Origin of the sequence: Kushneria halocnemicola, assembly GCF_965650455.1 — a bacterium.
Taxonomy (GTDB): Bacteria; Pseudomonadota; Gammaproteobacteria; order Pseudomonadales; family Halomonadaceae; genus Kushneria.
Map to the genome: position 1 here is coordinate 2164982 of NZ_OZ287968.1, position 25923 is coordinate 2190904.

At 63.2% G+C, this 25923-nt stretch carries 22 protein-coding genes; 10 read left to right on the plus strand and 12 right to left on the minus strand.

From position 1 onward, the window contains the following. Window positions 1-291: 291 nt before the first annotated feature. Together nadE and ACS92L_RS09885 are read left to right on the plus strand one after the other, a co-directional pair. Window positions 292-1104, plus strand: coding sequence for an ammonia-dependent NAD(+) synthetase (gene nadE, locus ACS92L_RS09880; protein ID WP_438764537.1), 813 nt, complete (start codon window positions 292-294; stop codon window positions 1102-1104). A 106-nt stretch (window positions 1105-1210) separates the two neighbouring features. Beyond that, window positions 1211-2311 (plus strand): ion transporter, encoded by a 1101-nt coding sequence (locus tag ACS92L_RS09885; RefSeq protein WP_438764539.1) that lies wholly within the window; start codon window positions 1211-1213, stop codon window positions 2309-2311. Window positions 2312-2349: 38 nt separating this feature from the next. Here ACS92L_RS09885 and ACS92L_RS09890 read toward each other — a convergent pair whose 3' ends face one another. The 3 genes from ACS92L_RS09890 to ACS92L_RS09900 form a co-directional block, all read right to left on the minus strand. Beyond that, window positions 2350-3693 (minus strand): APC family permease, encoded by a 1344-nt coding sequence (locus tag ACS92L_RS09890; RefSeq protein WP_438764541.1) that lies wholly within the window; start codon window positions 3691-3693, stop codon window positions 2350-2352. 6 nt (window positions 3694-3699) lie between these two features. Then, a complete protein-coding gene (locus ACS92L_RS09895) occupies window positions 3700-4590 on the minus strand; it encodes a methyltransferase domain-containing protein (protein WP_438764542.1) in 891 nt (296 codons plus the stop codon). Between the two features lie 148 nt (window positions 4591-4738). Continuing rightward, window positions 4739-5302 (minus strand): cytochrome b, encoded by a 564-nt coding sequence (locus tag ACS92L_RS09900; protein WP_438764545.1) that lies wholly within the window; start codon window positions 5300-5302, stop codon window positions 4739-4741. A gap of 160 nt (window positions 5303-5462) precedes the next feature. Here ACS92L_RS09900 and ACS92L_RS09905 point away from each other — a divergent pair, with 160 nt between their 5' ends. The 7 genes from ACS92L_RS09905 (at window position 5463) to ACS92L_RS09935 (ending at window position 15663) form a co-directional block, all read left to right on the plus strand. Then, complete coding sequence (locus tag ACS92L_RS09905) at window positions 5463-6989, plus strand: efflux transporter outer membrane subunit (RefSeq protein WP_438764546.1); 1527 nt, start codon at window positions 5463-5465, stop codon at window positions 6987-6989. Next, on the plus strand, window positions 6979-8220 hold the full coding sequence (locus ACS92L_RS09910) for an HlyD family efflux transporter periplasmic adaptor subunit (protein ID WP_438764548.1): 1242 nt from the start codon (window positions 6979-6981) through the stop codon (window positions 8218-8220). The genes ACS92L_RS09905 and ACS92L_RS09910 overlap by 11 nt, the downstream gene beginning before the upstream one ends. Next, window positions 8217-9773 (plus strand): DHA2 family efflux MFS transporter permease subunit, encoded by a 1557-nt coding sequence (locus ACS92L_RS09915; protein WP_438764550.1) that lies wholly within the window; start codon window positions 8217-8219, stop codon window positions 9771-9773. The genes ACS92L_RS09910 and ACS92L_RS09915 overlap by 4 nt, the downstream gene beginning before the upstream one ends. Window positions 9774-9982: 209 nt before the next feature. Further along, the gene (locus ACS92L_RS09920) at window positions 9983-12349 is read left to right on the plus strand and encodes an FdhF/YdeP family oxidoreductase (RefSeq protein ID WP_438764551.1); all 2367 of its coding nucleotides are present in this window, start codon (window positions 9983-9985) and stop codon (window positions 12347-12349) included. A gap of 154 nt (window positions 12350-12503) precedes the next feature. Beyond that, on the plus strand, window positions 12504-13139 hold the full coding sequence (locus ACS92L_RS09925; protein WP_438764553.1) for a glutathione S-transferase family protein: 636 nt from the start codon (window positions 12504-12506) through the stop codon (window positions 13137-13139). Between the two features lie 159 nt (window positions 13140-13298). Then, a complete protein-coding gene (locus ACS92L_RS09930; RefSeq protein ID WP_438764554.1) occupies window positions 13299-14531 on the plus strand; it encodes an EAL and HDOD domain-containing protein in 1233 nt (410 codons plus the stop codon). Window positions 14532-14646: 115 nt separating this feature from the next. After that, entirely contained in the window at window positions 14647-15663 is a 1017-nt protein-coding gene (locus tag ACS92L_RS09935) for an acyltransferase family protein (protein ID WP_438764555.1), read from the plus strand. Between the two features lie 7 nt (window positions 15664-15670). Here the strand turns inward: ACS92L_RS09935 and ACS92L_RS09940 are convergent, their stop codons facing one another. The 7 genes from ACS92L_RS09940 to ACS92L_RS09970 form a co-directional block, all read right to left on the minus strand. Then, window positions 15671-16027: an I78 family peptidase inhibitor gene (locus ACS92L_RS09940; RefSeq protein ID WP_438764556.1), complete on the minus strand. Its 357-nt coding sequence runs from the start codon at window positions 16025-16027 to the stop codon at window positions 15671-15673. Next, window positions 16024-17727 carry an amidase gene (locus tag ACS92L_RS09945; RefSeq protein ID WP_438764558.1) on the minus strand — a complete coding sequence of 568 codons (1704 nt, stop codon included), beginning with the start codon at window positions 17725-17727 and terminating at the stop codon, window positions 16024-16026. Before ACS92L_RS09945 ends, ACS92L_RS09940 begins: the two co-directional genes overlap by 4 nt. Window positions 17728-17862: 135 nt before the next feature. Next, window positions 17863-18159, minus strand: a complete 297-nt coding sequence (locus tag ACS92L_RS09950) for a hypothetical protein (protein ID WP_438764559.1) — start codon at window positions 18157-18159, stop codon at window positions 17863-17865. Then, a complete protein-coding gene (locus ACS92L_RS09955) occupies window positions 18159-20447 on the minus strand; it encodes an FdhF/YdeP family oxidoreductase (protein WP_438764561.1) in 2289 nt (762 codons plus the stop codon). Before ACS92L_RS09955 ends, ACS92L_RS09950 begins: the two co-directional genes overlap by 1 nt. An 85-nt stretch (window positions 20448-20532) precedes the next feature. Further along, window positions 20533-21276 carry a formate dehydrogenase accessory sulfurtransferase FdhD gene (locus ACS92L_RS09960; protein WP_438764562.1) on the minus strand — a complete coding sequence of 248 codons (744 nt, stop codon included), beginning with the start codon at window positions 21274-21276 and terminating at the stop codon, window positions 20533-20535. Between the two features lie 229 nt (window positions 21277-21505). Continuing rightward, on the minus strand, window positions 21506-22375 hold the full coding sequence (locus ACS92L_RS09965) for a LysR family transcriptional regulator (RefSeq protein ID WP_438764563.1): 870 nt from the start codon (window positions 22373-22375) through the stop codon (window positions 21506-21508). 6 nt (window positions 22376-22381) lie between these two features. Further along, window positions 22382-23059 (minus strand): HAD family hydrolase, encoded by a 678-nt coding sequence (locus ACS92L_RS09970; protein ID WP_438764564.1) that lies wholly within the window; start codon window positions 23057-23059, stop codon window positions 22382-22384. Window positions 23060-23213: 154 nt separating this feature from the next. Here ACS92L_RS09970 and fhuF point away from each other — a divergent pair, with 154 nt between their 5' ends. After that, complete coding sequence (gene fhuF / locus ACS92L_RS09975; protein ID WP_438764565.1) at window positions 23214-23963, plus strand: siderophore-iron reductase FhuF; 750 nt, start codon at window positions 23214-23216, stop codon at window positions 23961-23963. Here fhuF and ACS92L_RS09980 read toward each other — a convergent pair. Then, the gene (locus ACS92L_RS09980) at window positions 23954-24436 is read right to left on the minus strand and encodes a hypothetical protein (protein ID WP_438764566.1); all 483 of its coding nucleotides are present in this window, start codon (window positions 24434-24436) and stop codon (window positions 23954-23956) included. The genes fhuF and ACS92L_RS09980 overlap by 10 nt on opposite strands. A gap of 183 nt (window positions 24437-24619) precedes the next feature. Continuing rightward, entirely contained in the window at window positions 24620-25918 is a 1299-nt protein-coding gene (locus ACS92L_RS09985; protein WP_438764567.1) for a lysine N(6)-hydroxylase/L-ornithine N(5)-oxygenase family protein, read from the minus strand. Window positions 25919-25923 lie beyond the last annotated feature (5 nt).

Consider the following 25923-nt stretch of genomic DNA (forward strand, 5'->3'; position numbering starts at 1 on the left):
CGTGGCGTTACCATCGAGAGATGGCCTTCATGTCCCCGGTTAAATTCCGGACCACGCTGAAGGCATATCCTGAGCCCTTCACCGCCCTTGAGAACTTCGACACAACGCCTGGACGTCGATCGCAACGAGGTGCGTCTGGCGGCGGCACGCCATGCACTTTCACGCATCAGCCATTATCATGGCCGGTGTTTATACAATAACGCTGACACCTGACCGGAATGTTATCGATACCGATTTCTGGCTACGCTGTCAGCAGTACCACATTCACTGCACGCAGGATGATGATCGCTTATGACCACCCAGCAGCAGATTATTGACGCCCTCGATATCGGCGCGCATTTCGATGCGCAACAGGAAGTGGAACGACGCATCGATTTTCTGGTCAAGTCTCTTGAAGACACCGGCACCCGGGCTCTGGTGCTGGGCATCAGCGGCGGCGTGGACTCCACCACGACCGGACGTCTGTGCCAGCTCGCCGTGGAGCGCATGCGTGAACGCGGCGGCCACGCCACGTTTTATGCCATGCGCCTGCCCTATGGCGAACAGCACGACGAAGACGACGCCCAGGCCGCCATCAACTATATCCGGGCAGATGAGCAGCTGGATGTGAACATCAAGCCTTCGGCGGATGGCATGCTCGAAGGTCTCGAAAAAGGCGGGCTTGATTTCAACGACGCGCATCAGCGTGATTTCGTTCACGGCAACATCAAGGCACGTGCCCGCATGATCGCGCAGTATGCCGTGGCCGGCCGACACAACGCTCTGGTAGTGGGCACCGATCACGGCGCCGAGGCGGTCATGGGCTTTTTCACCAAGCACGGAGACGGTGCCTGCGACATTACCCCGCTGGCCGGGCTTAACAAGCGCCGCGTACGCGCTTTGCTCAGCGTGCTTGAGGGACCCGAGACACTGGTCAACAAGGTGCCGACCGCGGATCTGGAATCGCTCTCTCCCGGGCGCACCGACGAAGAGGCCCTCGGGGTCACCTACGATCAGATCGATGACTTTCTTGAAGGCAAAAGGATCGATGATGACGCGGCGCAGCGCATCATCAGCACCTATGAACGCACGGCGCACAAGCGGGAGCTGCCGGGCGCGCCGTAAGCCTTTTTGATTCTGAAATCCCGATGCCGACAACCTGTTTGAGCGCCCGCGACTTGACGCGGAGCGCTCAAGCATCTGAGATAGCCTCTCACGCAAGGAGGCACACATGCATCAAGAGGATTCCCCATCAGGCGATCGCAGCCAGCGCGACCGCTACCCGCCCGCCAACAGCTGGGCCGATCAGCCACGTGGTGAGGCGCCCGAGGAAGACAAGTCCCCACGCCCCCGAAGCGTACCGCGCTGGCGAGAACAGCTCTATCTGGTCTGGGATCTGGTCATCATGGTCCTGGTCTCGGCCAGTCTGCTTTTGATCCTCTTTGACACGCTCTATCTGACCGGGCCCTTTCGCGCCATGCTCTCGGCCATCTCACCGTCTCTTGAGCAGGGCGGCGCCTGGCTGCACGACAATTTCGAGGCCATCGATCTGTGGTTTGTCGCCATCTTTGTACTGGATGTACTGGGCGGCTGGGCCTTTGCCATCTGGGACAGGCGCTATCACCGCTGGTTTTTCTATCCGTTCGTCCACTGGTACGACGTGCTCGGCTGCATCCCGGTCGGCGGTCTGCGCATGCTGCGTGTGCTGCGTGTCATCGGGCTTTTGATTCGACTTCAGCGTACCCGCCTGATCGATATTCGCACCTGGGGCATCTATCGCTTTTTCTACAAGTACTACGAAATCGTGCTCGAGGAGCTCTCCGATCGCATCATCGTGCGGATGCTCACCGATGTGCAGGAAGGCTTTCTGTCGAAGGGCAATCTGTCCCAGCGCGTGACCGACGAGGTGTTGCTGCCTCGCAAGCAGCAGCTCATTGATGACGTTTCTCACCGCGTTCAGCGCGTGCTGGGAGAAAGCTACGCCCATCATCGCGACGACATCAACGACTGGGTCAGCGGATTGATTCATCGCGCCGTGACGGAAAACCCCACCATTCGCAGCCTTCAGCGCCTGCCGATGGGCGCCCAGGTGGTCGAGGCCATGGATGGAGCGATGGCCGATGTGACAAGCCGTCTGATCCGTGAGGCGGTAATCGGCATCCGCTCGCCGGACTTCAAGGCATTGATCGAGGAGCTGGCCAATCGCACCATCGATCGCAGCGTGCCCGCCAGCACCAGCGATTATCAGGCGCTTGAGCAGGTGCTGGTCGAGGTGCTCGACGTGCTCAAAAGCGAAGTGAAGGTGCAGCGCTGGAAGGAGCGCTACTACTAGCAGGGGAGATGGCTGGCGAGAAAACGACTGCGACGGCGCTACGTCGCCGTCGTTGCCTCGCGGCGACGCCAGTACAAAAGCGGGATCCCGAGTGCCACAATCGTCACCCCGATTACGCCGCCCGGCCCGGCGTTGACGAGACTGGCATACACCAGCCCCGCGCATACCAAACAAAACGCCACGGGCGTGACCGGATAGAGCGGCACGCGAAAGGCCCGCACCCCGCCATCCCCTTCCCGCTGGCGCAGTATCAAAAGCGACAGGCCCACCAGCAGCAGAAAGCCCCAGAACACCGGCGCCGTGTAGTCCACCATGGCCTCGAAGCCGTCGCGATGCAGATCTCCCAGCGCCACCAGTACCATCGACAAAATGCCCTGCACCACCAGCGCATTGGCCGGATTGTCACCGCGCTGACTCCACATGCCCAGACGTCTTAGCGGCGGCAGATCGCGCCCCAGCGCATAGTAGACGCGCGCGCCGGTAAACAGCGTGGCATTGAGCGTGGAGAGCGTGGCAGCAATGACGATCACCGTCATGGCCAGCGCCCCGCTATCGCCCAGAATGACCTGCATCATGCTTGACGCCACGGCGTCACTGTCTCGCAGCCCTTCAAGCCCTAAAACGCCCAGATAGCTCAGATTGATCAGGGTGTACAAAACGATCAGCAGCAGGGAACCGATCACCAGCACGCGAGCCATGTCACGTCGGGGGTAGCGCATGTCGGCCGAGAGATAGGCGGCCTCGTTCCAGCCACCGTAGGTGATCAGGACAAACACCATGGCCATGCCCAGTGCCGAAAGACCGTCTCCCAGCGGGGCGCTGCTTTGCTGGGACAGGGTATGGCCTTCCATGCTGCCAAGGCCCAGCACGATCACCCCCAGCATCAGTGCGACGGTGACTAGGGTAAAAAGCCGCTGGGTCAAACGCCCCTGATGGGTACCGATCACGTTGATCAACGTAAAGACCAGAATCGAAAGGCCGGCATAAAGCGCCGGGCCGTGCTCGCCCAGCGAGAAAAGCGTGCTGGCGTAGTCGCCGAACACAAACGCCACGGCGGCGATGCCGCCGGTCTGAATGACGGTGCCGCGCGCCCAGCCAAAAAGTATCGCCACCCGCTGGCCCAGCGCGCGGGAGAGGAAATGATATTCGCCGCCGGCATCGGGATAGCGTGACGCAAGCTCTGCGTAGCACAGCGCGCCCATCAGCATCACCACGCCGCCGGCCAGCCATACCCCCAGAAAGGCCCAGCTGCTGTCAACGTGGCCGGCGACCAGCGGCGGCGTGCGAAATATCCCGACGCCGATCACCACGCCCATCATGATGGCAACGGCGTCGGGTACGCCCAGATAGCGACGCACGCCGGTCGCGGCGCTTGCGCTCATGGAGAATCAGGATTCACGGCTGGCCTGCCAGTCCGCATCCACCGGCTCTCCCGGACCTTCCAGCGCCTCGATCGGCTCGACGGCCTCGATGCGATCCTGCGTGACGCGTCCGTAAAAGCGCTGATGGTGCTCGCCGTCGGCCAGAGTAAAGGCGATCCGGTCACCCAGCAGCCGCGCATTGCCCACGGTCACTGCCTGCTCACCGCGCTGTGCGGTGCCGCGAACTTCCTGATAGCGCTGCGACAGCGTCAGGGTGATGAAGGTGTCGCCCTGCATCATCTGCCACTCACCTTCGACCCGGGCCGGCACGTGCCAGAGATAGACGGTGCGCCCGTCGATGGTGCGCTGCTCATCAGAGGGCCAGTCCCCCATGTCGAAAGCGTGTGAAACCACCCGCGTGCCCGGTGCCATGTCGGCAAGAATTCTGGGACGCAGCTGCTGATTGATGGTCGGCAGCAGATACAGGGTCAGGACATCGGCATCGGCGATGGGCGTGTCAAAAAGATCCTCCTGGCGAAATTCGACCCGGTCGGTCACGCCTTCACGCTCGGCGTTCTCGTTGGCCTCACTGATACGCTCGGGGTCGATATCCACGCCCAGTACCTCGGCGCCCCGCTGTGCGGCGGCAATGGCGATGCGCCCGTCACCGGAGCCCAGATCGATCACGCGGTCGCCCTCGCTGACCTCGCCCATCTCCATCATGCCTTCCACCACCGGTTGCGGCGTGGGGACATAGGGCACATCAAGCTCGATACTGGCCGCCGTTTCGACGTTATCGGCCGCCTGCTGCTGCGCCTGGACCACCGCTGCCAGACCCAGCGTGGTCAGCAGCAGCCCGGTGCCAATCACGGTGTGAACGGCGTGTTTTTTGTACTTGTCAAAAGGCTTGAAGGACATGACTGACGGACTCCTTTGCAATCCGGGGTAAGGGCGTTCGTGATGCGCCCGTTTATCCTGCGTTGAAAACCAGGGCCCTGCCACTGCCTTCAATAAGGTTTCAGCAAGGCGGGGCGTCCCGTGGGTCGAGACTCGGTCATGACATCCTTTAGCGGGAGGCGTGATCGGGGCGGGTCGCCATTTTCCCCAGCGTATCGTCACGCCGGATCAGGCCGTGCCAGACTACGGCCAGCAGCACATGTCCGGCTATCAGCACGCCCAGCGTCCAGGCCATCCAGACATGCCAGCGAGCGGTCAGCTCCGCCAGCCCCGACATTTCGCGACCGCCGCTCATGAGCTGCGCGCCGAACACCTCCAGCGGCTTGCCGGAGGCCCAGTTCATGGTCAGGCCCAGAAGCGGTACCACAATCATGAGCAGATACAGAAGAAGCTGACCGAAGGCGACCAGCATCTCGGCACCGCGGTCATGGGGCGGACGGTTGGAAAGGTTGTAGAGCCCCCACGTCGAGCGCAGGGCCACCAGCAGCATCAAAACGAAACCGATGCTTTTGTGGCTGCCCACCATAAAGGAGACCCAGGGCATGCGACCGACCAGGTTGGCTGCAATCATGCCCGCGAACTGCCACAGCAGCAGTGCCGCCATCAGCCAGTGAAAAAGACGGCTGATCCGCCCATAATATTCACGAGTATCCCGCCAGGCGATGGAAGGCACGAAAGGCTCCTTGAAGCGTGGGCCACGCGACACGCGCGACAGTCAGACCTACATTAGTGCAGCGGGCTTGTCTGGTGCTGAAAAATGCCTGCGAAAGCATTCGCCCTTGCGTGCCGTCAATATGTATTACCATGGCGCCTGCCATTTCACCGGGAACATGATGAATCATTTCTCAGCCCTTCTTTTTCGTCGCTCCGGCGCTGCCCTGCCGGGCGTGATACTGACCTGCCTTCTGCTGAGTGCCTGCGGTGCCCCCGGCATGGCGCCGGCCGAGCTGAGCCTGCGCGAGCACGCCCCGCTGGCCGGGCTCGAACACGGCCGGGACACGGCCGGCCACTGGCCGGATACCCGGTGGTGGCATGACTTTAATGACCCACAGCTCAATGCCCTGATCGAGCGCGCCATGCGCGAGGCGCCATCGCTGGACAGCGCTCGCGCCCGCTTTGACGCCGCCTCTCGTCAGCTCGAGGGCCGTCAGGCCGATACAAGCGCGCAGATTGAAGGCAGCGCGCGGGCCAACCAGAGCATCAGCCACACCGACCTTGAATACCCGGCGCTCGGGCTGCCCGGTTTCGAGACCGACAGCACCGGCGCCAGCCAGCGCAGCAATGTGGGGCTGGCCACCCTCTCGTTTGACTGGGAGTTTGACTGGTGGGGCAAAAAGCGCGCCGCCATCGAGGCTGCCATGGATCAGCGCCACGCCGCACGGCTTGAGCAGGCCGCGGCCGCCAGCGCCCTGCAGGCAGGTATCACCCGCGCCTACATGGACTGGCAGCTGCGCCAGGCTCAGCTGTCGAGCCTGGCGACGCTGCTGGCCTCGAGCCGCGATAGTGTACGGATTACCGCCCTGCGCGTTGAACGCGATATCGAAAACCCGGCACGGCTGGATCAGGCCCGCGAACAGATCTCGAGTCTTGAGCAGCAGCGCGCGCAGATCGAGGGTGCCGCCCGGCTGGACCAGGTGCAGCTGGCCGCCCTGATGGGCGTGTCGCCGGATCAGCTCGATGACCTGACACCCGCACCGCTGCCGCATCTGGACACCACCCTGCCACAGGAGGCCGGGCTCGAGCTGATCGCGCGGCGCCCGGACATCATGGCCAGCCGCTGGCAGGTCGAGGCCGGCATGCGTGGTATCGACCAGGCACGTGCCGACTACTATCCCAACGTCAGCCTGTCGGCACTGGCAGGCTTTTTGCGCGTGCACCCGCTGGGCAGCGGTCGCAACGAAGATGTCGCGGTGGCCTCGTTCGGCCCGGCGGTCACGCTGCCCATTTTCGAAGGCGGCCGGCTCGATGCGCGCTATAACGCCAGCCGCGCACAGCTTGAAAGTGCCATTGCCGACTACAACCAGCGCGTCGTGGACGCCGCCCAGGACGTGGCGCGCCAGACCGTCACCATGGATCAGATCGAGGCGCAGCGTGCCGCACAGACGCAGGCGCTCCAAAGCTTTCAGCATCGCCTCGAGCTTGCCCGCCAGCGCGACGCGCGTGGGGTCGAGGACCCGCGCGCCCTGATCGAGGCGCAGCAGGGGCTGGTCCGGGAGCAAATGAACCGCCTGGCGCTCGATGGCGAGCTGCTCGATACCCGAATACAGCTGATTCATGCTCTGGGCGGCGGTTATCATGGCCGCGTACCCGAGCGTGATGCGCGCTATCTAACGAGTGGAAGTACAACCGATGGCCACTGAGACCGATCACACGGCCGACGCCGGTCAACCGCCCGTTGAAGGCGACCATCCCGAGGCGCCGGTGTCGCACAAAAAGCGCAACATCATTTTGCTCGCCATCGCCCTGGTGTTCGTGCTCGCCGGCATCGGCTGGTATCTGCTGGATGCGCTGGTGCTCAGCACCCGGGTCATTACCGATGATGCCTATGTGCAGGGCGATCAGGTCAACGTCTCCGCACAGATCAACGCCACCGTGACCGCCATCAACGTCGAGGACACCGAGCCGGTCAAGCGTGGGCAGGTGCTGATCACGCTCGACGACAGCGACACCCGCAATGCCCTTGATCAGGCCGCCGGGCAGCTGGCACAGGCCGTGCGTCAATATCGCCGGCAGCAGGCGCAGGCCGTTCAGCTTGATGCCGCCACGGTCACCGCGCAGGCGCAGTTCGAACGTGCCCGCGACGAGTATCAACGCCGCAAGCCCCTGCTGGCGCAGCGCGCCGCTTCAAAGGAAGAGGTCGACAGCGCCCGGCGCCAGTTCAATGCCGCCCAGGCACAGCTCGATCAGGCCCGGGCGCAGGCCCGTGCGGCGCACGCGCTGATCGACGGCAACGATCTGTGGCACGACCCGGGCGTTTTGCAGGCACGCGCCGCCTATCGCAATGCCTGGCTTGCCCAGCAAAGAACGCAGGTGATCGCGCCGGTCGACGGTCGTGTGGCCAGCCGACAGGTGCAGCTCGGTCAGAGCGTGCAGGCCGGTCAGCCGCTGCTAACGGTCGTGCCGCTCCATGATCTCTGGGTGGATGCCAATTTCAAGGAGACCCAGCTGGGGCGGGTGCGCATCGGCCAGGCCGCGAGTGTGACCACCGATTTCTACGGCTCGGACGTGGTCTATCACGGCCACGTGGCCGGGCTGTCGGCGGGCACCGGGGCGGCGTTTTCCCTGCTGCCGGCCCAGAACGCCACCGGCAACTGGATCAAGGTGGTCCAGCGCGTACCGGTGCGTATCACCCTCGACGGCGACACGCTCGAGTCCCATCCGCTGCGGGTGGGGCTTTCCACCTACACCCGGATCGAGCTGAATGATGACGCCGATGGCCCCATGCTGGCAGAGGCGCCCCGAGTGCGACCGCCGCAGCATACCGAGGTGTTTGACGCGCGACAGCGCCAGGCCGATGACGCGGCCCGCATCATCATTGGCGACAACGCCGGTGAGCTGCTCACCGACGCTGACGACCGCGCCACGCCATGAGCGAGGCGGCCACCGCATCCCCCGCGCAGGAAGCGCTGCCGCCGCTGCGCGGTATCAAGCTGGTACTGCTGACGCTGGCCATGGGACTTGCCACCTTCATGGAGGTGCTCGACATCTCCATCGTCAACGTCTCGGTACATACCATCGCCGGTGACATGGGGGTGAGTACCAGCGAAGGCACCTGGGCGATCAGCGCCTACGCGCTCTCCAGCGCCATTGCCCAGCCCCTGACCGGCTGGCTGGCGCGCCGTTTTGGCGAGGTGCGCCTTTTCTGCACCTCCATCTCGCTTTTTATCGTGTTCTCGGCGCTGTGCGGGCTGGCCAACAGCATGATCATGCTGGTGGTCTTTCGCTTGCTGCAGGGCGCGGTCTCCGGGCCGCTGGTGCCGCTGACCCAGACGCTTTTGTTAAAGAACTATCCGTCGGAAAAACGCAGCATGGCCATCGGACTGTGGGCGATGACGGTGGTGGTCGCCCCCATCTGTGGCCCGATTCTGGGCGGCTGGCTGACCGACAACTACTCCTGGCCGTGGATTTTTTACATCAATATTCCGGTCGGCCTTCTCTCGCTGGTGTTAAGCCTTTGGCTTTTGCGCGGACGCGAATCGAAAACCACCCGCGTGCCGGTGGATGTCATCGGCCTGGGGCTTTTGATCGTGGGCGTGGGGGCGCTGCAGTTCATGCTCGACAACGGCAACGACCACGACTGGTTTGCCTCCCCCATGATCGTGACGCTGGGCATTGTGGCGCTGGTCGGCATTACCTTTCTGATTGCCTGGGTGCTGATGCACCGCCGCCCGGTGGTCAATCTGCGCCTGTTCGGCCAGCGCAACTTCGCCATCGGGACGCTGTGTCTGTCGCTGGGCATGTTTGCCTTTTTCGGCAATACCGTCATCACCCCCAACTGGGTGCAGCAGGTGATGGGCTATAACGCCACCTGGGCGGGGCTTGCCGTGGCGCCCATCGGTATCCTGGCGCTGTTTGCCTCGCCGCTGGTCGGACGCTTTCAAAACCATTTTGACCTGCGCGTGCTGGTCACCGTGGGCTTTGGCATCTTTGCCTTCTGCTCGTTCTGGGCGGCAGGCTTTAACAGCCAGATTGCGTTTGGTGAGCTGGCCATGCCCCGCTTCGTGATGGGCGCCGGCGTGGCGTTCTTTTTCGTTCCTATCAATCAGATCATTTTTGCCGGACTCAGAGACGATCAGATTGCCGACGCCTCCGGACTTTCCAATTTCTGCCGAACGCTGGCCACCAGTATCTCCACGGCGGTGTCGGTGACGCTTTATGACCATCGAAGCATCTACCATCATGCGCGCCTGACCGAGTCGGTCGTGCCCGGCAGCCCGGCCACCGAACACTATCTGGATCAGCTCGGCACGCTGGGCCTGCAGGACCAGCGCGCCTGGATGATGATCAACGAGGTCGTCAACGCTCAGGCCGCTACCATGGCGTTCAACGATGTCATCTGGATTTTTGGCATTATTTTCATTATCACCACGGCCCTGATCTGGCTGGCGCGCCCGCCCTTCCCCGCCGGCGGCCCGATGCACTGAGTTTATCGAGTCTTTTCTCACTATCCATTAAGCACCAATTAAGCTCGTGTGCCAGACTACCCTGACCGACTATCCTTGGTGCTGACGCTGTCTGAAATCCCCTCCCTGCCAGTCAAAAGCGACGCTTTCGGCAAGTTCTGTCTGCCTGACTGTCACGGTATCGTCAGCGCCGTCTGTCATCTTTCAACCGTATTGGCACGGAGGCCATCATGGTGAAAAAGCATACCGCGCACGAGAGTAACGACCGGGTTTACGGCAGTCAGGACGAGGGCACCTCGCCCGGCGGCGGCTGGCTGGCCATCCGGGCCGTCGAGGAGCACATGTTCCGCCAGCAAGTGCCGTTTATCGGCAACCGATTGATGCTGTCGATGAACAAGCACAACGGCTTCAAGTGCCCCAGCTGCGCCTGGCCCGACCCGGTCAAACCGGCCATGGCCGAGTTCTGTGAAAACGGCGCCAAGGCCGTGGCCTGGGAGGCCACCCGCAAGCGCGTTCGCCCGGAATTTTTCGAACGCCACACCGTCACCGAGCTTTCGGGCTGGAGTGACCACGAACTGGAAAGTCAGGGGCGTTTGACCCACCCGATGCGCTACAACGCCGAAACCGACAGGTACGAAGCGGTCAGCTGGGATGACGCCTTTCGCGAGATCGGCGAAGAACTCAAGGCCCAAAAGGACCGCTGGCGAGTACAGCTGTATACCTCGGGCCATGCGCCCAACGAATCGGCGTTCATGTATCAGCTGTTCGGTCGCATGTACGGCATCAACAACTTCCCTGACTGCTCCAACATGTGTCACGAGACCACCACGGTCTCGCTGCCCGACAGTCTGGGCGTGGGCAAGGCCACAACCACGCTGGACGATTTCGATCACACTGACGCGGTCTTTATCTTCGGTCAAAACACCGGCACCAACAGCCCGCGCATGATGGGCAATCTGCACGAGCTGGTGGGCCGCGGCGGCGCCGTGGTGACCTTCAACCCGCTGCGCGAGAAGGCACTGGTGCGCTTTGCCAACCCGCAAAGCCCGAAGGACATGCTAAAGCCTGCCGGCACGACCATCAGCTCGCAGTACCATCAGGTGCGCATCGGCGGCGACATTGCCGCCATTCAGGGCATGTGCAAGGTGGTGATCGAGGCCGACGACCGGGCACAGGCCAGCGGCGACAAGCAGGTTCTGGATCACGAATTCATCGAGGCCCATACCCACGGCCTGGAGGCCTTCGCCGATCACTGTCGCGCGCTGGACTGGGAACGCATCGAGCGCCATTCGGGGCTGACCCGGGCGGCGATCGAACAGGCCGCCGAGGTCTACATGACCGCCGAGCGTGTCATCTGCTGCTGGGGCATGGGCATTACCCAGCAGACGCACGGCGGTGACGGCGTACAGCAGATCGTCAATCTGCTGCTTTTGCGCGGCAATATCGGCCGGCGCGGTGCCGGGGCCTGTCCGGTACGGGGGCACTCCAACGTGCAGGGCGATCGCACCGTTGGCATCTACCAAAAGCCGGGCGAAGAATTTCTAAGCCAACTCGACCAGGTGTTCGACATCGAGTCACCGCGCCAGCACGGCGCTGATGTGGCCCAGTGCTGTGAATCCATTCTGGACGGTGGCGTGGATACCTTTATCGGACTGGGCGGCAACTTCTTTCGCGCCATTCCCGATATCGATCGGGTCGCCGAGAAGACGCTCAATACGCTGAAAATGACCGTGCAGATTTCGACCAAGCTCAACCGCAGCCATCTGATCCACGGCAAGAAGGCCTTTATCCTGCCGTGTCTGGCCCGTACCGAGAAGGACATCCAGGCCGGCGTGCTGCAGACCGTCACCCTTGAAGACGGCATGAGCAATGTCAACGCCTCGACCGGCCAGATCGAGCCGGCCTCGCCCCATCTCAAATCCGAGGTGGCGATCATCGCCGGTATCGCCCGTGCCACGCTGCCCCCGCATACGAAGGTCGACTGGGAGTGGCTCAGCGAGGACTATGCGCGCATTCGCGATCGCATCGAGGCGGTCTTTCCGGACATGTTCAAGGACTACAACGCTCGCGTGGGTACCCCCGGCGGGTTTCATCTCTACAACGCCGCGCGCGAGCGGGTCTGGGAAACCGACAGCGGTCGCGCCAACTTCCTCTTTCCCGGCGACACGCTTGATACCGGCATGACCTCGCCGCAGGCCGACTACTTTCAGCTGATCACCACCCGAGGGCATGACCAGTTCAACACAACGGTGTACTCGCTGGATGACCGCTATCGCGACGTGTACGGCACGCGCATGGTAGTCATGATGAACCCGGCCGATATCAAAAGGCTCGGCCTTGAAGAAGGCAACATGATCGAGTTTCGCGCCGTGGCAGAAGACGGCATCGCACGCCACGCGGCCGGCTTTCGCGTCATGCCCTATGACGTGCCCGAAGGTTGCGCGGCGGCCTATTACCCCGAAACCAACGGGCTGATACCGATCGCCAACCGTGACGAGCGCAGCCATACGATTGCGGCCAAGTCGGTGCCGGTGACCATTCATCTGATGGATACCGAACAGGTCCAGCGCCAGACCGGGCTGCTGGCCACCGCCTGATCGCATCCGCTCCAGCACTGCTTATCAGGGCCCTGCCACCCGCGTGGCAGGGCCCTGTTACGTTACATTGCCAAAGGCTTAAGGATGGCCCTGACGGGTTGTGCCACACTGTCTGCATTCTTCTCATGGGCCACCAGATCACGGAGACGATGCCATGATGACCGTCTACGGCGACTATCGTTCGGGCAACTGCTACAAGGTCAGACTCACCCTGGCACTGCTGGAAATCGGTCATCGCTGGTTCGATGTCGATTTTTTGACCGGCGAGACCCGAAGCGACGACTTTGCCACCCGCAATCCCGCGCGCCGCATTCCCATGCTGGAGCGCCACGATGGGCGCACGCTGGTGGAATCCAACGCCATTCTCTATTACCTGGCCTGCAACAGTGCCTTGGTGCCCGACGATGAATTCGACCGGGCCCGGATGCTGCAGTGGATGTTTTTCGAGCAGCATCGCCATGAGCCCTCACTATCGGTGGCCCGTCTGATTCACTGGTATCAGGGGGATCCGAGCGAGCGACTCGAGGAGCTGGTCGCACGTCAGGAAAATGCGCGTCAGGCGCTGGATATCATGGAACAGACGCTGAGCATGCAGCCCTTTCTGGCCGGCGATACGCTCTCGCTTGCCGATATCGCCCTGTTTGCCCATACCCATATTGCCGACCAGGCCGGCCTTTTGCTGCTCGACTGGCCGCATGTGGTGCACTGGTGCGGGCGCATCGAGGAGATCCCGGGCTTTGTCTCGATGCAGGACATCCCTGATGAAAACGCACGCGCCCTGACGATGTAGCGTCTTCAGGCACATGACTTTTCGAATAACCCACCCTCAAGCCACAGCGATGCCGGACGATAACGATACAAGACCACAGGTGAATGCTAATAAAAGCCACCGGCATCGCGGTTATTCAAGGCCATAGCGCAGACGTTATTTCAACGATACCAAGACACCATGAGCGAAGACTCCAACGACAGCGCCGGCGTACTGTTTGCCCGTCAACCCATCTATGACCGCCAGCTGCAGCTTGCCGGTTATGAGCTGCTGTTTCGCCCCTATGGCGGCGGCCCGATCGTGGCCGCCGATTTTGATGGCAATCGCGCCACCAGTCAGGTCCTGATCAACGCCTTTACGGCCTCCGATATCGACGAGGTGTGCGACAGCCAGCCTGCCTATGTCAATTTCACCGCCGACAGCCTGACGCGGGACATCCCCTTCGACTCCCGGGCCCTGATCATCGAGATTCTCGAAGATGTCACCGACACGCCCGAGGTCATCGAGGCGCTGACGCGCCTGCGTGAGCAAGGCCATGTCATGGCGCTGGATGACTACACGCTCGAGGATGCCAGCCATCCGCTGCTGCCCTTTACCGATATCGTCAAGCTCGACTACCCCGCCTATACCGCCGAGGCACTTACCCACGCCGTGATGGCGCTGAAGGCACGCTATCCCGACCTTCAGCTGCTGGCTGAGAAGATCGAGACAAAGCAGGACTATCGAATCGCCATGGAGGCAGGCTGCACGCTGTTTCAGGGCTATTTTCTGGCGCGGCCGGAGCCGGTCTATGGTCGGGTCATGCCGGTCAATCGTCTCAACACCCTGAGACTTCTGGCCGAGCTCAACGCCGCCGATATCTCCATGCGCGACATGGCAGAAACCGTCCAGCGCGACCCCTTTTTAAGCGTTCGTCTGCTGCGCATGGCCAACTCCGCCTTTGCCCAGCAAAGCCGCCCGGTCACTTCCCTGCACGGCGCGGTCATGGCGCTGGGACTGTCGCGTATTCGAAGCCTGGCAAGTCTTCTGGTGCTGTCGCGCTTTGATGACAAGCCGCACGCCCTGCAGCAGCTGGCCATGATGCTGGGTCACTTCTGCCATCAGCTGGCCAGTCATCTCCCCGGTCAGACCAGCGAGATGGGCTTTACCGTGGGCCTGTTCTCGTGTCTTGACAGCTTCATGGATCAGCCACTGGAAGAGATCCTGGCAAGCATTCCCGTCCATCCGGATATCGAAGCCGCCCTGATGCATCATACCGGGCCGCTGGGCCTGATCCTGCAAACGGCCATCGACTATCAAAAGGCCCGGTGGGAGATCATCGACTGGCCTCGCCTGGCGCAGCTGGGACTGTCCACCGAGCAGATTACCGACGCCTACCAGCAGGCCCTTGCGCGGGCCAATCGGGACAAGTAACGCCTGTCGGAAAAATCGTTCAGAGCGGTGAATCCTGTCGCCGATGCAGTGTCCTATACTCCCCGTCCTGATTCAGGCAGGCATGGACCGCCCATCGCACGACAGGACACGTTGTATGCTCATCTCCGTACAGGCGCTTCGCGCCCTGGCCGCCTGGCTTGTGGTCTTTCACCACGTCATGCAGGTCTTTTTTGGCTTTGATACCGATAATCCGGCCGGCCATCTGCTTTCAACCCGAGGGCAGATGGGTGTGGATATCTTTTTTGTGATCAGCGGCTTTGTCATCTACATCACCACGGCCGACCGTTCGATGAAGACCCTGCGCTTTTTGTGGCAGCGCGCGGCGCGTATCGTGCCGGTCTACTGGTTCTATACCGCCGTAACGGCCGCCATTCTCTTGTTTGCCGGTGAGCTGATGCCGGAATACGGGCTGGACCTGCCCTCGTTGATCATGGGGCTTTTCTTTATTCCCAATGAAAATCCGGCAGGCTTTGGCGACTACCCCATACTGCCGGTGGGCTGGACGCTCAATTTCGAGATGATGTTTTATCTCGTCTTTGCCCTTTCCTTTCTACTGCCGCCGCGCGTGAGACTGTGGGCCGTACTGGCCATGATCATGGTGCTCAATCTCACCCTGTCCCATCTGGACATGGTCAGCAGCTTCTACGCCGACCCCATCATTTACGAATTTCTGCTGGGTCTGGGCGTGGGCATGCTCTATCGCCATGGCTGGCTGTCGGCGGCTGACAGCCGCTGGCCCTGGGTTGCCGTGGCGCTGGGGAGTGTGGCGCTCATGCTCTGCTTTACCGATCAGAGTTCATGGCGACTTCTGGTGTGGGGGCTGCCGGCGGCGCTGCTCGTCATCGCCATGATTCGTCTTGAACCGGTGTTTACCGGCTGCGGCGTTCTCAAGCAGATGGGTGATCAGTCCTATTCCGTCTATCTGGCTCATATCATCGTGCTGTGGCTGGCCAACGCCCTGCTCCACGAGCACTGGGGCCTGCCGATCTGGCTGACGCTGGCGATCAGCATGGTGCTCATTGCCGCGCTGTCCAGAGCAAGCTTCGAGCTGCTGGAAAAACAGCTCGCCGCCCGGCTCAAGCCGCCGCGTCGGGCCCCGGCGGCGGCGTGATACGCGACTAGCCGCAGCCAAACGACTGGATCACGCCCTGCTCATTGACGCGAATGTTCAGCCGGTCCTCGTGATAGTCCATCGTGTGCATGGTATCCGGGGCCAGCACGCGAAACTGGCGCGCCTGGCTCTGATCCACGATGTGCTGGCGCACGTTCTGATCCAGCCTGGCCCCGGTCAACGCCTTGAGACGATCCGCGCCACAGGCCTTTTGCGCCTCGTCCGGAGCGGCATCGTTGGCGGCAACCGCGTCAGTGTCTGCCGGCGAGGTCGCGGCATCATCGCTGCCCCCACCAAACCAGGCACAGCCGCCCAGTCCCAGAAAGGCCGTCATGGCCAGCGCCGTCAATACAGCGTTTCTCATGGTGTTCTCCGATCAGAAATGGCGGGGGGCTGCCCGGGCAGTTTCAACGGCGCCATGGCGGGCAGTGCAAGCAGATCATCATCGGCGACGTCCTGCATAAATGCCAGCCCCAGCCGATAGAGTGCCGCCTCCTGACGCTCGCCGCCCAGAAGCGAGACGTTGATCGGCACCCCGGCGCGAGTGGTGCCCATCGGCAGCGTCAGCTCGGGAAAGCCGGTGGCAGAGGCGATGTAGCCCAGCGCAAACGGCTCGCCGGCCGTGCACTCGTAGTCATCGTGCTCGCCGCCTTCCAGCGGCGGCGCCGGGCAGGCCTCGGTGGGAAAGATCAGGGCATCAAGCTCGTTGTCTGCCATGAACTGTGCCAGATGCTCGCGAAGCTCGGGGATACGTCGCGACACCACCTCCAGATAGCCGGGCGAGCCTTCCCGGCGCTCGCTGAGGCGATACTGCATGCCCCGAATCCGGCGCGGCGTCACCGGCGGATTGTCGCCGGCATGCTGATTGAGCGCCTCGCAGCGCTCGATGATCTCCTTGAGCGTGTGCGGCTGCCCCTCACCGAACTGGCGCAGATAGCGCTCAAGCTGGGGCTGGAACTCCGCTTCGTGTACCGGGCCCACCGCACCGGGCCAGAGATCGAGGTAGTGCGACGCCAGCGTGACCTGTACGGGCATGATGCCCAGCGCCCTGAAACGCTCAAGCACCCGGGCAAAGCGCGCCTCGATCTGGCGATTGCCCGCCTCGCGATGCTCGATCACCCCCACGCGCAGCCCTTCCAGCGGTGTGGACGTCGCCGGCACCGACAGGGACTCGATGTGCTCCAGCGGCGCGCGGTCGTTGAACCAGGTGGCTTCATCATCGTCATCGCGGCCGGCCATGGCGGCCAGCACCCAGGCGTTGCCCTGCACGGTGCGCGTCATGGGGGCCGGCGTGTCAAAGGACATCGCCAGCGGAATAATGCCGTCACGGCTGACCCGGCCCAGCGCCGGGCGCATCGCCACAAGCCCCGTGGCATGGGCCGGTCCGCGCACGGAGCCTTCGGTATCGGTGCCGATGGCAAAGGGGGCAAACCCGGCCGCCACGGCGGCGGCCGAGCCGCTGCTCGAGCCCAGCACGCTGCGATCGAGCCGCCACGGGTTGCGGGTAATGCCGCCGCGGGAGCTGTAGCCGGTATCCCCGTAGCTGGCAGCAAATTCGGTCATGTTGGTCTTGCCCAGCAAAATCGCCCCGGCCTGCTCCAGCTGCTGGACCACGTGGGCGCTGTCTTCGGGATAGGCGTGCGAAAGCACCATGGAGCCCCCCGAGGTGGGCAGCCCCATGACATCGATGTTGTCCTTGACCACAAAGGGGATGCCGTAGAGCGGCCCGTGACCGCCCTCGTCGCGGTGACGGTCAAGCTCGCGGGCCCGAGCGATGGCGCCGGGGGCCAGATCCAGAATGGCGTTGATGGTGGGGCCCTGATCATCCAGTGCGCCGATACGGGCCAGATAAAAGCGGGTCAGCTGCTCGGAAGTCACCTCACCGCGATCGAGCATGCCGCGCAGCTCGGGAAGGCTTCGCTGCTCAAGCTGCAGGGATCGATTACCGGGTGCGGCGTCAGCGCCGCCTGCGGCGCTCAATGATGACACCAGCGCCAGCCCCATCAGCATGCCGGATACCGCGCGCCACCGAAGACGCCGGCCGAAGCCGAGCCGAAACATCATGTGCTCCCCACGTGCTGGACACGTCCTGTTCAGGAAGCCCGCATCGTGCCCCCTGAAGCCGCCGGCATCAAGCCGGGAAGATCGATTGATGCCGACCGCCTGCAAGACGGCACATGCCGGCCCGGGCGTCAGGCTTCAAACATTCGCCGCATCAGTGATCAGCGAAAGCCGGAGACCGGGGCCGGCCCCGCGGCGCGAAGTGGTCTCGACCAGACCCTGCGCCTCGAGAGAAGACGCCGCACGCCGCACCAGCGCATGCGCCATATCCAGCTCGCGGGAGAGCCGGCCACTGTCCTGGTGCCCTTTCCCGACGGCCTCGCCGGCCTCCAGACGCTCGAGCAGCAGCGCCTCCAGGCCATCAAGGTCCGGGTGGCGCTGCAGCCAGCGTTCAAGGCGCGACAGCTGCTCAGGGGTCAGTTGCTCGAGGTCCATCAGGCCAGCCGCTGACTCTTTTCAAGACGAACGGCCACCGACTTGGAGTTGGGCGTGTTGCTCTTGATGCCGACGCTGTCCAGTGGAATCAGCGGATTGGTCTCGGGATAGTAGGCCGCCGCGCAGCCGTGGGGCGTGTCGTACTCCACCACGCGAAAGCCGTCGGCACGGCGCTCGATCCCGTCATCGGACGCGCCGATCAGATTGACCCAGTCGTTTTTGACCAGTCCCAGACGGTGGATGTCATGAGCGCTTAGAAAGATCACCCGGCGCGTGCCTTCCACGCCCCGGTAGCGGTCGTTGTAGCCATAGATTGTGGTGTTGTACTGATCGTGGCTGCGCAGGGTCTGCAGGGTCAGCCAGCCCTCGCGCCGGGCGAGTTTTTGATGCAGTACCGCCTCGGGCAGCGGCTCGTTTGAGAACCTGGCAAAACCGGTGTCGGTGGGAAACTCGCGCCGCGCGCCGGGGTTGCCCAGCCAGAAGCCACGCTCCTGGCGCACGCGGGTGTTGAAATCTTCAAAGCCCGGCAGGACGCCTTCGACGTGGTCACGGATGCGGTCGTAATCGGCGTTCAATGCCTCCCAGTCCACTACGTCACTGCCCAGCAGCGCCTGGGCAATGCCGGTGAGAATGGCGATTTCCGAGCGCAGCTCTTTGGAGGCCGGCTTGTGAATCCCGGCGGAGCCGTGAACCATACTCATCGAGTCTTCCACGGTAATCAGCTGCGCCTTGCCATCGGCGCGGCGGTCCACCTCAACGCGACCAATGACCGGCAGAATCAGCGCATCACGCCCGGTGACCAGGTGGCTGCGGTTGAGCTTGGTGCTCATGTGGACCGTCAGATCACAGCGTTCCAGTGCCGCCTCACAGACGGGGGTATCGGAGGTCGCCCGGGCGAAATTACCGCCCAAGCCGATAAAGACGCGACACTGGCCGTCGCGCATGGCGCGAATGGCCGAGACCGTGTCATGGCCATGCTCGCGCGGCATCGCCACGCCATAGAAAGCTTCCAGCGCGTCCAGAAACGCCTCGTCAGGCTTTTCATAGATGCCCATGGTGCGATCGCCCTGCACGTTGGAGTGTCCGCGCACCGGGCAGGTGCCCGCACCGGGCTTGCCGATGTTGCCCCTGAGCAGCAGGAAATTGATGATCTCGCGTACCGTGGCGACCGAATGCTCGTGCTGGGTGATGCCCATCGCCCAGGCACAGATGGTGGCATTGGACCGGATATAGACCTCGGCGGCCTCGGTGATCTCTTCGCGACTCAGCCCCGACTGCGCCTCGATCGCCGCCCAGGGCGTGGCCTCGACCACGGCGCGCCACGCCTCGATCCCATCGGTATGCTGCGCGATGAAGTCACGATCGAGCACGTTGCCGTTTCGGTCGTCGCGCTCGAACACGATTTTGGCCATGCCGCGAATGGCGGCCATATCCCCGCCCAGGGCCGGACAGAGATAGAGCGAACTGATACGACCGCTGCCGCCGGTGGCCATTTCCAGCTTGCGCTGCGGGTCGGCAAAGCGCTCCAGCCCGCGCTCCTTGAGCGTGTTGAACGCCACGATCTGACAGCCGTGATCGGCCGCCTCTCGCAGGGTGCCCAGCATGCGCGGGTGGTTGGTACCCGGGTTCTGGCCGAAGGTGAAAATCGCTTCCGCCTTCTCGAAATCCTCCAGCAGCACGCTGCCCTTGCCGGTACCCAATGCCTCGGAAAGCCCGGTGCCGCTGGCCTCATGGCACATGTTGGAGCAGTCCGGCAGGTTATTGGTGCCGTACAAACGCGCCAGCAGCTGAAAGACCCAGGCCGACTCGTTGCACGCCTTGCCCGAGGTATAGAAAAGCGCCTGGTCGGGATGATCCAGCGCTTTGAGACGATCGGCCACCAGCTGACAGGCATCCGCCCAGGAGATCGACTCGTAGTGGTCGGTCTCAGGGTTATAGCGCATCGGCGAGGTCAGACGCCCCTGATCCTCCAGGCGATAGTCGTCCCAGGTTTTCATCTCGCTGACCGACCAGCGCCTGAAAAAGCGCGGCGTGACCCGCTTGGCGGTGGTCTCCCAAGTGATCGCCTTGACGCCGTTTTCGCAGAACTCGAACGACGAGGCGTGTTCGGGGTCGCCCCAGGCACAGCCCGGGCAGTCAAAGCCGTCGGGCTGATTGAGCTTTAAAAGCGCCCGCACGTTGGACAGCGGCGCACGGCTGTGACGCAGATGCCGACCAACGGAGATCAGCGCGCCCCAGCCGGCGGCCGGGTGGGTATATTCGAAAATGCGTTCCCTGGATTGGGTCACGGAAAACTCTTTATGTCAGACGGTTGGAGCAGACAGGTCACACAAGAACATCGATACAGGTCGCTCAGGGCGAGCAGACGCCGCATCAGCCACTGCTGAGCAGGGTCAGACGCCGGCCTCGATGACAGCAGATCAGATTCAGCGCGCACAGGCGGGCGATATCGACCGCCAGCGTTGAGGGATGAGACAGCGTGGCCAGCGTCGGAATGCCGGCGCGTACCGCCTTTTGCACCAGCTCCAGGCTGCAGCGGCTCGACAGCAGTACCATCGACAGGGGGCGGCCCTCGACCAGCGAGGCACCGATCAGCTTGTCGAGTGCGTTGTGCCGGCCGATATCGACCCCGGTGCCAAGCCGCTGACCGTCACCATCAAAGCCCAGCGCCATGTGAAGCCCGGGCTGGCCTTCACTCGAGAGCTGCTCGAGCGCCCTTTCAAGCTGTGCCGGCGGCGGCGGGGTACTGGCGGGCAGACGCTGCAGCCCTTCCATCATCTGCGCTTCCTCGGCACTGCCACAGCGCCCGCAGCTTGACGAGGCCGAGGTCACGCGGCGGCGTTCGCCGCCCAGGCGTTCAATGTGCGCCGCCACGTTCAGACGCACCCGCACGCCATGGCGCAATCGATCGGTGGTGATCTCGCTGACCTGAGAGGCGCGGGTGATCATGCCTTCGCTGAAGGCAAAGCCGATGGCCCAGTGCTCCAGCGCCTCGGGCGTGGCCAGCACGGAGGCATAGGCGGTCTCGTTGAAGGACAGCGTGATCGGCAGCTCCGGCGGCCCGTTGAGCTGCTCGCCGGGGGTTTTGGTAGCGTCCTCGTACTCGGAAAGCGACATGGCAATACGACTCCTCTGGCAGACGATCATGACAATGAATGCGATGCCCGCAACGGGACATCGTCCTGCATGGCGCTGCACGGGATGGCGAGTGGGGGTAGTTTAACGCCGCGCTCGCGGCGCGCTCCAATGGAGCCGCGACATGAATTGATCGATGGCGTCTATCAAATCCGTCAACGTCATCAAATTCTTGAGCATCATCAATCGACGAGGCGTCTGCAGGAGGCGCTCAGGGCTCGCGCAGCCACTCCAGAAGCGCCCGAAGCCGGCGCGAGGGCGGCGCCCCGGCGCGCCACAAAAGCCCCACCGGCGGGTCCTCCTCGGTGGCCGGCAGCAGGCGGTGTATCAGCCCCGGCGGGTATCCGGCGGCGGGTTTGTGCTGCTCCACGATGCCGACACCGGCGCCCTGCTCGACCAGCCGCTCAAGCGATGCCATGGATTCGGTCTCCAGCGCCGGCGAAAGCGTTACGCCCTCGCGGCGGGCATGAATGTCCACCCGATGGCGCTGCTGCATGTCCGGTGTCAGAAGACACAGTGGAAAGGCACCAATATCGGCCCAGACGGGCCTGTCCGGCAGCGTAAAGCGGTCCGCGCGCGCCAGCAGCGCATAGCGCTCGATATAGAGCCGCCGCGCCACGAAGGGCTCGGCGGCCGGGACATCGAGATAGCCCACCGCCACGTCGATATCGCCCTCCATCAGCGACTGCATCAGCGGCAGGGTTGCGCGCTCCATCAGCCGCAGCGACAGGCCCGGGTACTGCTCGCGCAGCGGCACGATCCAGCGGCTGACGGCGCCGAGCGCCGAGGGAATGAGCCCCAGGCGCAACGAACCGCTGGGTGGGCTTTTAGGGTCGAGTTCGGCGTTGAGCTCATCGAGCGAGGCGAGAATGCGCCGGGCGTGGCTCAGCACGTGCTCGCCTTCAGGGGTCAGCCCCTCAAAGCGGTGGCCGCGAATGATCAGCGCACAGCCCAGCTCCTCTTCCAGCTGCTTGAGCCGCGCCGAAAGGGTGGGCTGGGTGACATTACAGGCCGTGGCGGCGCGCCCGAAATGGCGCTCGCGGGCCAGCGCCACCAGAAAACCGAGCTGTCGATGATCCATGCCGGGTCAGCGCGGCGCGCGACGCGCATCGATCCAGTCTCGCGCCTGCGCCAGACTCTCCAGTCGGGCCGTGGCGCGACTGGTGTCCTGACCGCACGAATAGGCGTTGGGGATGACGATCACATCGATGCCGGCGGCGCAGGCGGCGTCCACACCGTGACGAGTGTCTTCGATGGCCACAGCCTGGTCGGCCTCGATGCCGCACAGGCCCAGCGCCTTCAGATAGCAGTCCGGATGGGGCTTGGAGTGCGTGACGTCGTTGCGGGTCACGACGTGGTCAAAAAATCCGGCAAGATCGTAATGCTCGATGGTCGGGGCGATCTCCTCGCGACCGCTGCCGGTCACCAGCGCCGTGGCCAGGCCACGGGCCCGACACCACTCGAGGATCTCGAGGGCGTGATCCATCAGCGCGATCGGATTTTCGGTAAAACTTGCCACGGTGCGCTCGACCTTGCGATCGACCAGCGCCTGCGGCGAGATATCGAGCCCGCGGGTGCGAATCAGCCGCTCGACCTCCTGGGTGACCGGGGTCCCCGAGCTTTCCCGCTTATACTCTTCATCATCAATATGGGCCCCCATCTCACCGAGAATCTCGTTCCATACCCGGTGATGGGCGCTCTCGGAATCGGCCAGCGTGCCGTCAAAATCAAACAATACGACGCGATACTTCCCGGATGGCTGCATGCAGAGACTTCCCGTGGCGGTGGCAATGATCGACATGGTCCAGCAACAGGCGCATTCAGGCAACTACACGCCCCGGTTTCATTGCTAGAATCATTCTCATTCACACATGAATGCCTGACCTGCAAGGTGTCGGCCATCCCGGAGGTAACCCGTCATGTTTGACGCCCTGTTCAACGAGCGACTGGCGCGTTTTGGTACGGCCCTGACCTGTCGGGGTGCGGGCGTGGAAGGGGCCATGCCCGTGCGCCGCCTGCTGGAGCAGGACGTGCTGGAAGAGGTTCTGACACGCTTTAGCGACCATCACGGCCCCCGGGAGCGCCGCGCGATCGCCACGCAGTGGTCAAAGCACTACCTGAGTCAGCTGATCATTCCCGTCACGGTGATCGAACTCTGTCGGGATGTTCATCTGCCGACCGGTCTGGAGGAGATGGGGGTGGTGCTCGCAGATGACGGCACACCCGAACGGTTCGTGCTGCCGCATGAAGGGACCATCAGCCTGGACAACGGCTGCGTGCGCTTTTGTCCGCTGATCGCGCGCCATCTCACACCGCTGATCGACGCGCTCGCCCGACGGGTGCATTTCTCGCCTCGCGTGCTGTGGAGCAATGCTGCGGTCTACTTCGAGTTTGCGGTCAATGAGCTGGCACGCCAGGGGCTGGCGAGCACTTTCGAGATCGAGGGCGCACGCGCCATGATGGCGCAGCGTCAGCTGCCGGACCGCCAGCGCAACCCGTTCTACCGCCCGGTGGACTATATCGACGTGGTCGACGACAGCGGCGAGGTCGAGCCGTGGCGCTGTCGCCGAATGTGCTGCCTGCGCTATCTCGATGACTCGCTGGGGCTGTGCGGCAACTGCCCGCGGCTCAAGACCACCCGCCCCGATGAACACTCGGCTCAGGCCTGAGCGTTGTCCTGCTCGCCGGTGTCCTCGGTGGCCTCACGACGAGCGAGGCTGGCCTCACGGCGCGTGTGCAGCTCGTCTTCATACATCTGCTCCATGACATGCAGCATGCCGCCGAGAATCCACCAGACCCCGAAGATGGCCAGCAAAAAGGCGATGGCCGCCACAAAGGCGTTCTGGAAGATGGCATACAGCGCGGCGGCTGCCAGACAGAAGGCATAGCCGCCCACGGCGCGACGCAGTGACCTGTCCAGCTGCTGCCAGAAGCCGTTCTGACTGTAGCCCACGCCCCGACGCCAGAGAATGTCGGTCAGCACGTGAAAGGCAATGGCCGCCGAGATCAGAAGCAGCGCGAAGCTCACGATCTGAAACACGCCAAAGGCAGGACTGGTAATCACGGCAAAAAGCCACAGAATCGGCAGCGATACCACTGCCCACATCACGATCGCTCGCTTGCGCAACGTCTGGTTATTCATGGTCCTCATGTCCTGTCTGGTCGATGATGCAGTGGCCGTCACTGCCTTGTCCGAAGGTCGTCGATGGTTGTGACATCGGCGCCGTTGGGTTGGTTCATTGCTGTGTGCGTGCCCTTCGAAAGGCACCCCTGACGAACGAACAGGGCCACAGTGTGCCCTGAATGGCTCGCGCTCACCTTGCCGTTATGCTGATTGCGGCCCCTGCGGCGACCAGTCGATCGGACCGGGGTCGTCTTCCAGATCAAACATCGCTTCGCCGCTCAAGTGGTTGAGAATCACCGCCGAGCGCCAGGCCATCAGCGACAGCTGCGGCTCGGCGATGCCGTAGCGGGTGCGTCCGGCATTAACGGCATAGATGCGACTGTCGCCGCCACCCTGCCAGTCGAGCAGGAAATGACGCCCCATGCTCGGCTCGCCGTGCGCGTCCAGCCCGATCCGGTCGGCCAGCGGCGCCATGCACTCGGGCAGACTCGATTCAAAACCGGTGGCAAAAATCACCACGTCCGCCTCAAAGTGTTCAAGCACCCCGGTGGTGCCGTGTCGGGCCTGCAGAGCAAAGCCCTGTGCGACACGGATCATGTCGACCGCCTCGCGATGGGGCAGCAGATGCGCCCAGCGCGGCTCGTGCATCACATCAAAGCGGTGATAGAGCGTCTGATAGATTTCGGTCAGCGCCGCGGGCGTAATGCCGTCGCTGGCATATTTCTGCGCGCTGACCTCGCGCCGGCGCACCTCGTCTTCCAGTCCGGCAAACTGCGAGGTATAGCCGGGCGTGAAGTATTCGTTGGTAAACGCCGTCTCATCCAGCGGCTGGAAGTTGCGCCGGCGCGAGAGCCAGTGCAGCGATCTGGGCGGTCCCCAGTGACCGCGCAAGGCATTGATAAAGATATCCGCCCCGCTCTGGCCGCCGCCGACAATCACCACACGCTGGTGGGTAAAATCCCGCGCGCGCCAGGCAATCGATTCGGCGTGCAGACAGCGCTCGCCCTGATGCTCGCGGGCAAAGACCGGCAGCCAGGGCAACTTGCCGCTGCCCAGACACAGATGCCGCGCGCAAAAGTCCCGGGTATCGGTCCTGAGCCGAAAATGCGCGCCGTCGTGATCGATTTCACGCACGCTGTGGTCCAGCCAGACGTTGTCGAGCCCCTCGGCGGCCCAGCGCAGATAGTCGGAAAACTCCGCCCGCGAGACCGTGGAAAGCTCGGCGTTCAGGAAGCGATAAAAGCGCCGGTGCTGAACCAGATAGTTGAGAAACGACCAGCGGCTGGTCGGATCGACCGCGGTGACCAGATCCTTTAAAAAGCCGGTCTGCAGATGCGTGTCCGGCAGCATCATGCCTTCATGCCAGGCGTAGCGCTTTTGGCGATCAAAAAACCGCGTGGACAGCCGGGGCAGACGGTCGGCGGCCAGTGCGGCAATGCTTAAATTGAACGGACCGGCGCCGATGCCGGCCAGGTCCAGAAGCTCGGGGGTATCAGCCATGTTGG